Origin of the sequence: Mesorhizobium sp. M7A.T.Ca.US.000.02.2.1 (assembly GCF_003996995.1) — a bacterium.
Taxonomy (GTDB): Bacteria; Pseudomonadota; Alphaproteobacteria; order Rhizobiales; family Rhizobiaceae; genus Mesorhizobium.
Window position 1 is genome coordinate 13,533 of record NZ_RZTT01000005.1, and the last position, 14,713, is coordinate 28,245.

General features: G+C 57.7%; 9 protein-coding genes and 4 pseudogenes. 11 read left to right on the forward strand and 2 right to left on the reverse strand.

All coding sequences use genetic code 11. The annotated features are described in order from the left end of the window. The 7 genes from ehuA (at position 1) to gfa (ending at position 7,004) form a co-directional block, all read left to right on the forward strand. The gene (gene ehuA, locus EOD15_RS01145) at positions 1-816 is read left to right on the forward strand and encodes an ectoine/hydroxyectoine ABC transporter ATP-binding protein EhuA (RefSeq protein ID WP_127309740.1); all 816 of its coding nucleotides are present in this window, start codon (positions 1-3) and stop codon (positions 814-816) included. A 466-nt stretch (positions 817-1,282) separates the two neighbouring features. After that, on the forward strand, positions 1,283-2,506 hold the full coding sequence (locus tag EOD15_RS01150) for a cytochrome P450 (RefSeq protein WP_127318481.1): 1,224 nt from the start codon (positions 1,283-1,285) through the stop codon (positions 2,504-2,506). Between the two features lie 11 nt (positions 2,507-2,517). After that, entirely contained in the window at positions 2,518-2,835 is a 318-nt protein-coding gene (locus EOD15_RS01155) for a 2Fe-2S iron-sulfur cluster-binding protein (RefSeq protein WP_127309742.1), read from the forward strand. 64 nt (positions 2,836-2,899) lie between these two features. Continuing rightward, the gene (locus tag EOD15_RS01160) at positions 2,900-4,117 is read left to right on the forward strand and encodes an FAD-dependent oxidoreductase (RefSeq protein WP_127309743.1); all 1,218 of its coding nucleotides are present in this window, start codon (positions 2,900-2,902) and stop codon (positions 4,115-4,117) included. A 210-nt stretch (positions 4,118-4,327) separates the two neighbouring features. Next, entirely contained in the window at positions 4,328-5,023 is a 696-nt protein-coding gene (locus EOD15_RS01165) for a hypothetical protein (RefSeq protein ID WP_127408240.1), read from the forward strand. Between the two features lie 213 nt (positions 5,024-5,236). After that, positions 5,237-6,364 (forward strand): S-(hydroxymethyl)glutathione dehydrogenase/class III alcohol dehydrogenase, encoded by a 1,128-nt coding sequence (locus EOD15_RS01170; protein ID WP_127309745.1) that lies wholly within the window; start codon positions 5,237-5,239, stop codon positions 6,362-6,364. Between the two features lie 70 nt (positions 6,365-6,434). Continuing rightward, positions 6,435-7,004, forward strand: a complete 570-nt coding sequence (gene gfa / locus EOD15_RS01175) for an S-(hydroxymethyl)glutathione synthase (protein WP_127309746.1) — start codon at positions 6,435-6,437, stop codon at positions 7,002-7,004. A 219-nt stretch (positions 7,005-7,223) separates the two neighbouring features. Here gfa and EOD15_RS01180 read toward each other — a convergent pair whose 3' ends face one another. Beyond that, the gene (locus tag EOD15_RS01180) at positions 7,224-8,450 is read right to left on the reverse strand and encodes an acetyl-CoA carboxylase biotin carboxylase subunit family protein (RefSeq protein ID WP_127309747.1); all 1,227 of its coding nucleotides are present in this window, start codon (positions 8,448-8,450) and stop codon (positions 7,224-7,226) included. A gap of 682 nt (positions 8,451-9,132) precedes the next feature. Between EOD15_RS01180 and EOD15_RS01185 the strand changes: the two are divergent. Next, positions 9,133-9,936, forward strand: a pseudogene (locus EOD15_RS01185) (transposase); the annotation flags it as partial. Between the two features lie 398 nt (positions 9,937-10,334). Here EOD15_RS01185 and EOD15_RS01190 read toward each other — a convergent pair. Then, positions 10,335-10,426 (reverse strand): annotated as a pseudogene (locus EOD15_RS01190) (IS5/IS1182 family transposase); the annotation flags it as partial. Between the two features lie 148 nt (positions 10,427-10,574). Between EOD15_RS01190 and EOD15_RS01195 the strand changes: the two are divergent. From EOD15_RS01195 to EOD15_RS01205, 3 genes and pseudogenes are all read left to right on the forward strand, one after another. Beyond that, positions 10,575-11,241 (forward strand): annotated as a pseudogene (locus EOD15_RS01195) (transposase); the annotation flags it as partial. A gap of 24 nt (positions 11,242-11,265) precedes the next feature. Next, positions 11,266-12,236 (forward strand): annotated as a pseudogene (locus tag EOD15_RS01200) (IS110 family transposase). 791 nt (positions 12,237-13,027) lie between these two features. Then, positions 13,028-14,698 (forward strand): ABC transporter substrate-binding protein, encoded by a 1,671-nt coding sequence (locus EOD15_RS01205; RefSeq protein WP_127308898.1) that lies wholly within the window; start codon positions 13,028-13,030, stop codon positions 14,696-14,698. Positions 14,699-14,713: the final 15 nt, after the last annotated feature.

Sequence of the window (14,713 nt, forward strand, 5' to 3'; positions counted from 1 at the left end):
ATGACCAACCTTATGAACATGCCCCTGCAACTCACTGGCGATACCACGCCCGTCGTGAGTTTCAGAAAGGTGCGAAAGGCCTACGGGCCGATCGTTGTGCTTGAAGACCTGAACCTTGATGTGGCGGCAGGAGAAACGGTCACCATCGTAGGCCCGTCAGGATCAGGCAAGACAACCGTATTGAGAGTCTTGATGACACTGGAGACAATCAATGGAGGATGTATTTACGTCGATGGAAAGCCCCTGACCCACATGGAAAAGAATGGAGTGCTGGTCCCGGCTAGTCAAAAATACATTCGCAGCCGCCGCTCCGATATCGGCATGTGCTTTCAGCATTTCAATCTTTTTCCCCACATGACTGCCCTGGAGAATTGCATGGAGGGCCCGGTTCAGGTGTTAAACATGCCAAAAGCCGAGGCTCGCGACCGCTGTGTCGAGTTGCTCGAAATGGTCGGCATGCTTCATAAAATGGATCAGCACCCCTCGAGGCTGTCAGGCGGCCAGCAGCAGCGCGTAGCAATCGCCCGCGCGCTAGCAATGCGACCGAAGGTTATGCTGTTTGACGAGGTCACATCCGCGCTTGACCCAGAAGTTATTGGTGAGGTCACTAACGTCATCAGGAAGCTCGTCGCGGAACATAACCTGACCATGCTGATGGTGACGCATCAGATGGGGTTCGCCCGCGATATTTCTGACAGGGTGTGTTTCTTCTACGGCGGCAAGATTGAGGAACAAGGTACCCCAGCAGAGTTATTCTCAAACCCGCAAAGGGAGAGGACCCAGCAGTTTCTTCGCGCCGTAAAGGAAGCCATCTGATCAGGATCGGCCTCGCCCAAAATGATTGACGCGGGCTCAAAATGGCTCGAGAAGCGGCCAACGCTCTTTGCCTTTAACTTCGCTGGACGGTCCCTCCTGTAGATCCGTTTCATGCCACGCAAGACTATGCAGAGCCTATTTCAACCGGCATCATCTTTTGACACGTATGCAGGCCATGCATGGCCTAATTTGCACCTGGTCACGCTTCCCCATGATCGTGCCTAGCGATCAGACGAAGCTACGTAGCGCCTGTTGAGAGCCCTAGGGCGGGCTTGTGACGGCTTGGCAATGCATGGGGCGTTAGAGGTGGAAACGTGGTGCGTGGTTGTGTCGGGCGAACAGCAGCGTACGCGCAGCTTCAACGCCACCCTTGGAGCCGTTCTCCCGAAAGCATCCCGCGATTGGTGTACGGATACTCTCGCAACCTGGAACCGATAAGACACTATTTTGATCAAGGAACGCCATCATGACACCTGCCTTGACGCCGATTTCTTCCCCCGATTGGTCGATGCTATCGCTGGCAGACGTGGACCCGTTCCCAAGTTACGATGAACTCAGGAGGCGCGGCCCCTTGGTGTGGGACCCCGGCATGAACTGCTGGCTCGCCGTCAGTTACCATGCCTGCAAAATTACGGAATCCGATGAAGAAACTTTCCGGATCATGTACGTCGACGCATCGCCGAAGACGCTCGAGATCAATGGCGGGGCGACCGGCGTATCGGTGATGACCGGTGAGAAACACGCGGCCATGCGGCGGGTTTATCTCAAGCTTCTCAGCCCCAGTGCCATGACAAAATACCGAGTTGACCACGTGTTGCCCGTTATCAACGATGCGATAGACCGCTTCCAGAAAAGGGGCGGTGCTGAACTCGTCACTGAGTATGCGCAGGCCATTCCAGAGCGGGTAATGGCCTCAATGTTCGGGCTCCCGTGGAAGGACGATGCGCTCGTCACGCAGGTTGCGGAGTGGCACAAGGATATCGTGGCTTGGATCGGTATGAAAAATGCCGGCGGCGAATTGATGCAAAAAGCTCAGCATGCGTCGGACAAGCTGAACGAGCTGTTCCTTCCCCTCGTCCTGGAACGAAAAGACAAGCGCGGAGACGATTTCATAAGCTTGCTCTGGTCGCAGGGTGAGAAAGATTATCCTGGCCTCGGGGTAACGGAAGTTCTCCATAATACACGAGATTCTGCCATTGGCTCAGGAGAAACGACGGCAAATGCCATTGCCAACGCGGTCTACCTTTATCTGACTAATCCCGAAGCCCGGCGTGCAATCACAAACGATCAGGGAGCAACCCTCAACGTCTTCGTGGAAGAGACCCTGCGGCTTTTGGGATCCGTGCAATGGCGCTTCCGCGTAGCGAACCACGACGTATCGGTCTTGGGTGTTTCGGTGAAGAAGGACGACGTGATTTGCAATCTGCACGCGGCCGCGAACCGCGATCCGGAACACTATAGTTGTCCACACGCCCTGGATCTCACCAGAAAAGCGCCGAATGACCATCTGGCCCTGAACGTTGGCCCGCGGCTCTGCGCAGGCATGCACTTTGCCCGGCTTTTAATGCGTGAAGGCATGAAGGGCCTTATCGAACGGCTTCCCGAGCTACGGCTTGATCCGTCCATGGAGCCGCCACGCTTTAGGAACTATTCCCATCGTTCCTACGGACCACTCAACGTTCTATTTTGAGGTAAATCAGGGTGAGAATAGTCGTATACGACCAGGGCGGCGCAAGAGTCGAAATCCGTGATGTAGCCGGACAAACTCTTATGAGCGTTATCCGCGATGCAGGCCTCAACATCACGGCCCAATGCGGCGGCTGTGCGGCATGCGCGACGTGCCACGTATATGTGGAAGATGAATGGACCAGCAAGCTAAAGCCAGTCAGCGATGTTGAAGATGCCATGCTGGACATCGCTGAAGAGCGGCAGGAGAACTCTCGACTCTCTTGTCAAGTCAAGCTGACTGAAGATCTCGACGGTTTGACCGTGAGGCTGGCACCTGGTTCCGGATTCTAGCGCAAGCCTATCACCTCTTGCGGCCCTTTTTTGCAGCAATCCAACGACGGCGGAAGCACGCCTTATGCGAAAGAGACTACTGATAGTCGGGGGCTCATACGCCGCATCCGAGTTGGCGTGCCAGGCGCGTGAGAGCGGCTATGCGGAAGAGATCTTGATCGTTAGTGATGAAGGCGACCTTCCATACCATAGGCCGCCCCTTTCCAAGTCCTATCTCAAGGACCCTGGTGAGGAGCTCATGCCTCTAAGGGCAGAAGCCTTCTACAGGGACAAGGCCATTGAAGTAGAGCTGGGCTCGAAAGTCGTCGCGATTGACGGGCGTGGGAATCGTGCCACCCTGTCCAACGACGTTGTCATACCATTCGACACCCTGGCCCTGACAACAGGCGCCCGTGCGCGCACGCTGCCCGGCCTCGAAACATGCCCCGGCAACCTGCACTACGTTCGCAGCGTTGCAGATGCCCGAAATCTTCGCTTGGCAATCCCTGGTGCGGAAAAGGTAGTGATTATCGGCGCAGGGTTCATTGGTCTCGAAGTCGCATCTGCCCTTGTTCGGCAAAACAAACACGTAACGGTAGTGGAAGCTGCGGACCGGGTTCTGGCTCGCGCGGTATCCCCGGAACTTTCGAGATTGCTGTCGGCAATTCACGCACAAAACGGGGTGAACCTAATCACTTCCCGTAAGGTGCGCCCGATCATTGGCCCCAGCGGCCAGATCAATCGTCTCGAAATGGACGACAGCTTGATCCTGAAAGCGGATATCGTCGTTGTTGGGGTCGGCTCTCAGCCCAATCTCGAGCTCGCGCAGCAGCTCGAGTTGCATGTGGGAAACGGGATTATTGTCGACAATAGGTCGCGCACCTCCAAGAGCAACGTATTTGCAGCGGGAGACTGCGCCACGTTCGCTGGTGAGTTCAACCGCGCGGGGATCCGCCTTGAATCGGTGCAGAACGCGATCGATCAGGCCCGCATAGCCGGCAACGCGATAGCTGGAGGAGACAAAGTCTACCACGCCGTACCTTGGTTCTGGTCCGATCAGTACGAGTCGAAAATCCAGATTGCGGGTCTATCTAGCGAGACGACCCATTCTGAATCGCGGCGCGGAGAGAAATCGGATGTTTCTGTGTTTCATTTCCGCGACGACGTCTGCGTCAGCGTTGAAAGCGTTAATCGTCCCCGAGACCACATGGCAGCGCGCCGCCTTCTGGCGGGCGGTAAGGACATTACCAGACGGCGTCTTCAAGAGGTTGATTTCAATATATCGGCCCTCCTAAACGCCTAGGCGTCCATAATACCAAGAGGCAGCATCATGTCTACTTCAGCTCAGTTAGCGTTGCATGATGAGATATTCTCTGTCGCCAGCGTGGCACAGGGCGTGCCCGCTTGCACTGAAGCTGAGTGTCTGGCGTACGGCAATGGTGTTTGGGTTGAGGTCGAGGGAATAGGCGACTGTATCCGCCACTGGTCGTCCGGTTTGTCCAATCGGACCCCAATGGCAGTGTTCTACATACATGGCGATCGCTTGTGGTTTGGAGAACCTGCGGGGTACGAGGACAACAGCGTTGCGAGGCAGCAGACCTATGCGAATATGACAGCGTCTTCGCTCGGAATGCCGTTCGTCAAGATCGCCCGGCCGGGACTCTATGGGTCGTCGGGCAAACACAGTTTGGCTCGCCAGATGCGCGAGATGGAGCTCGTTGCGGGGGCTGTTCGACAGCTTATCGCACGCCATAATATCAAGCGTTACGGATTTGCGGGACAGTCCGGCGGCGGTAGTGTAGCCAGTTATTTGCTGACGCAATTTCCGGACGTAGAATGTGTCGCATTTTCAGCCGCTTGCCTGTCCCTGGATGGGCTGCGCAGGGGTAGCCTGGAGCGCAGTGGGTACGATGGAGCGGATAATATCTATGACCCGGTTGCGCATCTGTCCAAGATCGCGATGAATCCTCGCCGTCGCTTGTTTGTCATTGGTGATGAAAAGGATGAGTCAGCGCTATTTTTGAACCTGGAGGACTACTATCAGGCTGCGAAGGCGCTAGGCCACGATGTCACTCTCATCCGAACCGAAGCTCTCGGTAACAACCATGTCCTGGACGCCACAGGCCAGCACGCGGTGGCGTGGGCTTTGAAGGGACTGTCCACGAAACAGATCGAAAAGAAAATCGCCAGCAAAGAAATCGTGGGTTAAACGGTGGCTGGCTGAGACAAACGAGGAGATCTACCAAGTTGCTCATATTTGCAATGTGAGTATGCCTGTTCCGTGCCCAGGCAGCTTTTGCAGAAACGCTGCCGGCAATTAGCTGATATCAGTTGATCAGGGACCCCAAGAGACATCCGTGTTAGTCAGTCACATGACATGTCGAAGCGAACAAGCCAGTAGCCAAGATTAAGGATATAAATCATGAAAACCCGCGCCGCTGTCGCTGTCGCCGCCGGAAAGCCGCTGGAGATCATGGAGGTCGACCTCGACGGCCCACGTGAGGGCGAGGTTCTGGTCGAGATCAAGGCGACAGGCATCTGCCACACCGACGAATTCACGCTGTCGGGCGCCGATCCGGAAGGTCTGTTTCCGGCCATCCTCGGCCATGAGGGCGCCGGCGTCGTCGTCGATATCGGCAAGGGCGTCACCTCGCTCAAGAAGGGCGATCACGTCATCCCGCTCTACACGCCCGAATGCCGCCAGTGCCATTCCTGCCTGTCGCGAAAAACCAATCTGTGCACGGCCATCCGCGCCACCCAGGGCCAGGGCCTGATGCCCGATGGTTCATCGCGCTTCTCGATCGGCAAGGACAAGATCTTTCACTATATGGGCTGCTCGACCTTCTCCAACTTCACCGTGTTGCCCGAGATCGCGCTGGCCAAGGTCAACCCCGACGCGCCCTTCGACAAGATCTGCTACATCGGCTGCGGCGTCACCACCGGCATCGGTGCTGTGATCAACACCGCCAAGGTCGAGATCGGCGCCACCGCCGTCGTCTTCGGCCTCGGCGGAATCGGCCTCAACGTGATCCAAGGCCTGAAACTTGCCGGCGCCGACATGATCATCGGCGTCGATTTGAACAACGACAAGCAGGAATGGGGCGAGCGGTTCGGCATGACGCATTTCGTCAATCCGAAGGAGATCGACGGCGATGTCGTGCCCCACCTCGTCAACATGACCAAGCGTGGCGCCGACCAGATCGGCGGCGCCGACTACACATTCGACTGCACCGGCAGCACCAAGGTGATGCGCCAGGCGCTGGAAGCCTCGCATCGCGGCTGGGGCAAGTCGGTCGTCATCGGCGTCGCCGGTGCCGGCCAGGAGATCTCGACGCGGCCGTTCCAACTGGTCACCGGCCGCACCTGGATGGGAACCGCCTTCGGCGGCGCGCGCGGCCGCACCGACGTGCCGAAGATCGTCGACTGGTACATGGCCGGCAAGATCGAGATCGATCCGATGATCACCCACACGCTGAAGCTCGAGGACATCAACAGGGGTTTTGACCTCATGCATGAAGGCAAGTCGATCAGGAGTGTGGTGGTTTACTGAGGAGGAGAAAGCCGCCGGCTAACCAGCCAGCGGCCGAAAAATGCAGATGCTCAACACGGGAGGAGACAAAATGCCGGAAAAACTGCATCCTAAAATCGACAATGGACTGCCACGGGAAAAGCCCGACTTTGCCGGCGGCACGCTGGTCTGCGCCTGCACCAGCAACCCGGTCAAGGTGAAGGTCAAGGGCCAGATCGCCCACAACCATGCCTGCGGCTGCACCAAATGCTGGAAGCCGGAAGGCGCATTGTTCTCGGTCGTGGCGGTTGCCGCTACAAACGACGTGACCGTGACCGAAAACGGCGACAAGCTGAAGGTGGTCGATCCGGGCGCGCTGATCCTGCGCCATGCCTGCACGGGCTGCGGCGTCCACATGCACGGCCCGGTCGAGCGCGACCATCCGTTCAAGGGCCTGTCCTTCATCCATCCGGAACGCTTCCAGGAAGACGGCTGGTCGCCGCCGGGCTTCACCGCCTTTGTCTCGTCGATCATTGAATCCGGTGTCGATCCGAGCCGCATGGACGGCATAAGGTCACAGCTGAAGTCGATCGGGCTCGAACCTTATGATTGCCTCAATCCAGGACTGATGGACTATATCGCCACCTGGACGGCTAAGAAGTCTGGCGCACTGCGGGCCTGAAACGTTGCGATAGGGCCGGGTACTGTCCGGCCCTTGCGCAACGCTGGAATTCACACACCGGGTGGAAAGAAGTATCATATGGGACTTTCTCCAGCCAAGAAAGCACGATGCAGGTCCGCAAAGAAAACGCAGACAAACACCTTCAGTACCCCGCCGCGCTCGACGGGGCTACGATGCCTCTTATTTCGATGGTGCGCGGACGTTAGCTTCTTCTATTTACTAAGGGGTCGGAAATGGTGCAATCGACCAGCCGATTAAGTCCACAGCCTCCTGAAGTATCGCCTCGGTCTGCGCACGGGTGGCTGAAGCGGCGATGACACATCCGATCCAGTCTCCGAGATCGCCTTTCCTAACGATGGGCGTCTTGGGTTCAACATAAAACGTGACCTCGGCTACCCCCGGTATGGCAGCCGCCCGACTGTCGCCACTGATCCAATCGAGAGTGCCATCGCGATCAGGTATCAAAAAACGCGCGGCCGCAGTGCGCGAATGCATTCTGCGCAAATTCGATTCCTCGCCGATGACAAGCTTGATGTGCTCGGTGACGAGATCGAGCCCGTAAGTGAGCTGAACCAGTTGAGGACCGGGCACACCACCAAGACGCGGGTTAACTTCAATAACCACAGGGCCACGGTTCGTCCAACGGAATTCTATGCAGGTGGGTCCCCAACCAAGGCCGAGAGCGCGCAAACAGGTCAGGGAAAGTTCAACAATCCGCTCTTGCTCTTCATCAGTCAGTAGGGCCGGTAGGGTGTATTCACGAAAGACGAAGTACGGCTCGGGGCCGACCTCACCGCCGTAAATCCCGATGACCTCATCTCCCATTATCTCGGAGCAATAGTAGGGACCTTGCGCGAATTCTTCGACCAGGATCCTGGGTGAAAACCGCCATACGTGCTTCCCACCCAATAGATAAGTCGTATGTTCCTTTAACTCATCGACGTTTCGGCACAACCGGACCCCGCTGCTGGCGTTGCCTACCGCTGGCTTAAGAACCACCGGCAGGCCGATTTCGGCGGCGGCGCTTTTAACGTCCGCCGCATCCGCTGCCAAGCGATAAAGAGGGAGGGGAACGCCAGCCTCCGCAAGAAGCTGAAGTTGAATAAATTTGTCGGAGCACTGTTCAATCGATGCCGGGTTCGGTCCAGGTAGATCGAAATGCCGACAGAGCCTGCCAGCTGTCGCATAGACCCATTCGCCGGGGTTCGGAAAGCCGGTAATGCCGGCAATGTCATAGTTCTCAGCCAGGCGGGAACATTCGCGGATTAGCGCATCGAGATTGTCTGTATCCACACATATCGCCTCTATGCCTTCCGCCGCAAGATAGTCGTACCGAGTTGGATCAGATGACATAACAAATGGTAAAAGATCAAGATTCTTAGCCGCTTTGACGTATCGGGAACCATTACTTGAAGATTCAATGAAGATGAGCGCTCTTCTTGCCACTTGTTTCGACCTCCAATATTTCGTGCTGTGCGGCTATCCTGGGATAATTCGGCGCAGCTCTTGGCCGTGCGGGCCTTGAACAATGCGGTGAACATACCCTTTTCAGTTCACCGCGGTCGCAAAAAGTCTGTAAATTAAGTTGAAGGATCTGTTGCAACCGATCGAAGGCGGCGATCGGCACGGTCTGGAGGGTGGCTCATGTGGCGGCGCATGATGTAATTAGATCTGGTGGACAATCGACGCAGGGCTGAGTAGCGGAGATGCTGCGCTCGAAGCGGGAGTGTAGCAGGCTACTTCAAGATTGGCGGCTTTTTCGGCAGGGCAACAACCATCGGAATTGACCGGTCAACTTCCTCCTGGAGGCAAGATCGGTGCCGACATGGCGCAAATTCCCCGCCTTTTCAGCACCCTGATTTTTAATGCCGCAGATTATGCCCAATCATTCCGTCGAACGATACGCATGTTAATCCCCCGATGAGGTTGATAATTCTGAGTTAGAGATGTGGGATGGCGTGTTCCCCGGGGGGCGGACTGCATCCAGCAGATGGGCAGCCTCCGGCTGGCTAACGGTCCATCAAGACGCGTTTTTACCGTGATCTGCACGTACAGCCAGTATTGAGCCTAGAGCTATGGCGGAAACTGGGTGATAACGTTTTGAGGAGAGCGGCGTACGAGGCGGGTGATGAAGCCTGCCAGAACCTCTCGAGGAGAGCGATACGCCATGAACGAGACTATCAACATTGTTCTCCTTCGTCAGCCTGACGAGTTTGATGATCCACTGATCGATGTGCTTCGCACCGGGGCGCGCAAATTGCTGGCGCAGGCGATCGAGATCGAGGCCGAGACGTTTCTTGCCGAGATGCGGGATCTCAAGCTTGCCGATGGCCGTGACCGGATTGTCCGGCATGGTCACGGCCCGGAACGGAGCCATCCAGACGGGCATCGGGCCGGTGCCAGTCAGGCGGGTGAAGATCCGGGATCGCGGCGCGAATGGCAAGGTGATCGGGTCCGGTTCTCCTCATTGATTCTGCCGAAATGGGCGCGTCGGACGCGGAGTCTGGATGCGCTGCTTCCCGTTCTCTACCTGCGCGGCGTTTCGACAGGGGATTTCCAGGAAGCGCTGAGCGCGCTTATGGGCAAGGACGCGCGGAACCTTCACCCTCGGTGATCACTCGGCTGACGGCGGAGTGGAACGCCGACTACGAGCGTTGGCAAAAGCGCGATCTTTCGGCGCGGCGCTACGTCTATGTGTGGCGGACGGGGTTTACCTGCAGGCCGCATGGAAGACCAAGCCGAATGCATGCTGGTCCTGATCGGCGCCACGCCCGAGGGCAGGAAAGAACTCGTCGGTTTCCAGACCGGCGTTCGCGAGAGCGCGCAGAGCTGGCGCGAGTTGCTGGTCGACGTGAAGCGGCGTGGCCTGAAGATCGCGCCCGATATTGCCGTCGGCGATGGCGCGCTCGGTTTGTGGAGAGCGCTCGACGAGGCCGTCCGGGTCGGCAATCAGGCAGCAGCGTGAACCCCGCAGATATCCAGAAGCGGCTAGAGCACTTCCGAGGAGGCGCGTCACACCGACTGCGTTACGCGGCCCATGCGCCGCCCATCGGCATCGGTCGATATCGGCTTCATGCCTTCCGAACTCGCAAGCGCTGGCGGAGCGCGTATGCAGCCGCAGGCTGCCCCGATAGGTTGCGACCTAGGACGTAGACTCATTACCACACAGCCAGATGCTTGATGTGAGCCCACCTCGCGAGCGACCGAGACTATGATCTCGATCCCCCCTTTTGCTGTCGCGCCCTGCTTATGGACGCGAACGATGGAGGTGTCGATCATCTGCGCCCGGCCGTCATGCGCTTTAGCAATTTCGATCATGAGGCGGTCCCACACACCTGCTTTCCGCCATCGGACAAAGCCGTTGTAGGGCCGTATCGCTCGGGGAGGTCCCGCCAAGGCGCACCGGACCGCAGTACCCAGAACTTGTTCGCTAAATCTCGGCTTTCTTCCAACCATTTACAGTTCCTGTAATTCAGAAACTGTCCCCTATCTATTTGCCTCAGTCGAGGGGTGCACTCCACTGCTGTCCGGGAATTAAAGGAACTCTTGTCCGGCTTGCGAAATCCGCACTATCGCCGGCTGGAGGGGCTTGAAGCCGCTGCGACTCTGGCACAACTCTACGCAACGGCGCGGCTGTTCGTGAACTTCTTCCAGCCCTCCTTCAAGCTGGCGGGAAAAGAACGGGACGGCGCCCGCGTGCGCAAGCGCTATCACCCGGCGGCAACACCATGCCAGCGACTGCGGCACATCCACTCACGGCTGAACCGGTTCGGGCCATGCTGGCGCAAACACAGGGGCGGCTGGATCCGGTAAAGCTGCTGCGAGAGATGCGATCGGCGCAGCAGCGCCTCGTCGACATTGCTGATGGATCTTGCACGCCGGCGCTGGTGGTGAGCGATCTGGCGCTGGATCAGTTCCTGTCGGGCCTGCGGACGGCCTGGAACTGGGGGAAATCCGCCCAGCCGCAAGAGCCAAGCCGAAGCAAAAGCGGGGTCGTCGGCGACCGGATCCGCTGCTGAAGGTCACGGGCCGGCTGCGCGCGTGGTTCGACGAAGAGCCCTGGCGGACGAGCCGCGAATTACTGGTGCGCCTGCAGGAGGAGCAGCCGGGGCAATATCCTGATCAACTTCTGCGCACGCTGCAGCGCCGTTTGAAGATCTGGCGGAAGGAAAAGGCACACGCGATGGTGTTTGGGCCAATGCACGTCGAGCCGCCAATCGAGCCGATGGCGAATTGATCCCAACCCGGCCCTGGGGAAATTATGGTGAGGCAACGGAAAATCGTTCGGGAACAATCCAGGGTGAGGCAATACGACCTCTCTCCCCAGATTTTCGAAAAGCTTCCGCCGTGTCTGGTTGGTTTGGAGGCGTGCGGCGGTTCGCATTATTGGGCGCACCAGATTGCGGCGCTCGGTCACGACGTGCGTTTAATCCCGCCGATTGTGTGAAGCCTTTTGTGAAACGGGGCAAGACGGACGCCGCCGACGCCGAAGCGATCAGCGAAGCCGTCACCCGCAAGACCATGCGTTTCGTTCCGATCAAATCGGCTGATCAACAGGCGGCGGCCATGGTGCTGAGGACGCGCGCCCTTTTGATCCGCCAGCAAACTCAGGCGATCAACGCGCTTCGCGGGCATTTGTCGAAGTTGCCGCCCTCGGCACGGCTAAAGTGGCTGCGTTGATCGAGATCGTCCGCGACGAGGCGGACGTTTGCCTGCCAAAAGCCGCTCGTTTGGCTCTGGCTGAAATCGCCGGTCAGGTCGAGGCGCTGACGCGTCAAATCGACAAGCTCGAATGAGGGAGTCGGCGAGGCGAAGCGCGACGAGGACATGCGACGGCTGACCACAATTCCGGGCGTCGGAGCGATCACCGCGGCTTCCGTCAAAGCGCTGATCCCGGATCCCGACGGGTTCAAATCCGGTCGTCACTTCGCCGCCTGGCTGGGATGACGCCAAAACCCCATTCGAGCGGCGGCAAGGAGCGGCTCGGCGGCATATCGAAATGGGCAACCCGACGCTCCGCTCGCTGCTTGTTTGTGGCGCGACGTCGGTCTTTGCGGCGTTAAGGGCAACGACAAAGCGCCGCGATGGCTCGTCGCCCTTTAAGCGCGGCAGCCTTTCAAGGTCATCGCGATCGCGCTCGCCAACAAGATGGCGAGGATTATCTGGGCGCTGCTCACCAAGGGCGGGACATATCGAAATGCTGGTGCGGCAAGCGGCGCACCACGCGCCTGAGCCGAACGACGACCAGGACGGATTGGCCGGCGCGACGCCGGACAGAGGCGAGGTGCAAAATTAGACGATGACCCACGGGCGAGGCGAGGCGAGAGAGGCCGGCGCGACAATGCGCTTACAGCGCGTCAGATTGATCAGCCCCTGGCATCGCGAATTTCATCGAGGCCAGCGGTCTTAGACCGCGCTGAAAGGTCGGACATATGACCGCACCTATCCCGCTGGATGACATGTCTGAAAAAGCGCTTGCCCGCGTGGCCGTTCCACATATGTCGCGCTATAAAATGGGCATGCGTTCGATGATGGCCGAAGTCCAAAGGTCTGCAAACCACCTGTCGTGGTTTCATTCCGCACTTATGAGTTCACGGCCTAGTCGTGTCCGCGATTTCTGAAACACGCACTTTGCTCGGGAGAGCCGTTCGAATGCAGAACGTTAGCATCAAATAGTAGCAAATTTTGGTCGATGCGTTTCAAGAAGCTGAGGCATTTGATCCATAAATATCCCGATGCAAGTTTAAGTTCTGGCGGGAGCGTGAATACTTGGGAGAAAAAGCAACCCGCGATGCAAAGTTCGCCGCCCTGGAGGGGATCGCTTGGCGGACCAGAGATCCACGAGTGCCTAGGTGGAGCTTTGGAATGAGCGGGCACAGCCGCCGCAAGCGTCGTTGCGCGGCTTTGAACCTCAATCTTGGCAGTCAAGAATCGTCGAAGTCCGGGTGTTCAGTTGACGCCTAGTGCGGCCGTATTCGCGACGACAAGACAAGGAGAACAATATTCTTAAGGGAGGGATGTAAATGAATATGTTGCCAGTCAACCGCCGCCTCTTAATCAAGGCGATGCTTCTCGGATCGGCGGCCCCCTTGCTCGCGAGCTCTGTGGCCCTTGCATCGTCATGTGGTGATCAGATCGTGCGCATGGCAGCAATTTGGGCTGCCGACACAATGAATCCATTCGCTACTTGGTCGTCCTTTTGGCCGACTGCATTCACCTATGACCCTCTCGTTGGCATGGATGCGCAACGCCATCGTGATCGGAGAGGCTTTGCCAAGGAATGGTCGGTTGCGCATGACAATCTGACATGGACGTTTAAAATCTGGCCGGGCATGAGGTGGTCAGACGGCCAACCCGCCACAGCCAGAGACGCTGCATTCACCTATAACTATTTGCGCGAGTCTATCGGCACCCCAAACGAGCTGAATGTTGGGTGGAATAATGCTGCTGGGTTGGAAAACGTCGAGTCCATTAGGGCTATTGATGATGAAACCCTCCAAATTGTGACCAAGCTTCCAACGCGATGGCCAGTCAATAATGCAGTTCTGATTGTTCCCGAGCACATTTGGGCGAAGATTAGCCACGCCGACGCGCGTAACACCTTTCGCAATGATCCTCCGCTGGTGGGCACAGGCCCCATGATTGTTTCAGAGTTTCAGCCGGGTCAATTTGTCCGCTTGGCGTCGAACAAGTATTTTCGCATGGGACAGCCGCCCATGGCAGGCATGATTTTGAACCTGTTCAATACAGCAGATCCCATCGCCCAAGGTCTAAAAAGTGGCAACCTTGACTACGGTTATGGCATCACATCTGCTCAGTGGGAGGATCTCTCCAACCATTCCGACATTAGGGTCGGCCAATCGCGGGTCGAACAACGGAACTATCTGGCCTTCAACACTGCGTCCGGGGAGGGGGCAGGCAGCACGAAGGCCCTGCAAGATACGGCGTTTCGCGATGCCATTGGGTACGCGATCGATCAGAAGACCATCGTCGATCGCGCCTTTCGTGGGCATGCCGACCCGGGCGTGGGGGTGGTCATGCCGGCGGCGACCGATTACTATTCAGAGTTGAGCGACATAAGGCGCCGCTTTGACCTTGCTGAGGCTGCTCGCCGGCTTGATGCCGCCGGTTATCTCGACACAAACGGCGACGGACTTCGGGAGGACGAGGAGGGAAACAGCCTTCAACTTGAGCTGATCACCGGAGCATCCGGGGGCGGCCTCGAGATTCCGATCGCGGCGGTGCAACTCGTTGCTGGTTGGTTGGGGCAAATTGGCATTCCGGTGTCAGTGACGCAGCTTGAAACCGGCGCGCTGGGCGCCCGCACAGCAGCACCGGCCAATGGCGGTGGAGGCTGGGACCTGTTGGTCTCTTCGACTTGGCTGTCGCCCACCCCACACGACATCCTCAACTTGGGTAACAGCAAGGGCATTGGGACAAACAACACCTCTTATTGGAGAAATGACAAGTTTGACTCACTTCTTTCAGAAGCGGACGTCACGGTTGACCTCGCGAAAAGCAAGCAGCTGGTCGACGAGGCGACGCGTCTCATCTACACACAAGCGCCCTACATCATGCTGTGTTACCCTTTTCTGCTCGACGCGCATCGAACGGACTGCATCCAAGGTTGGGGGACAGAGGATGCCGTATCAATGTGGGGCTATTTCCCGTTCGATCGTCTGAGGCCGGTCTGATGTCTAGTGCCTTCG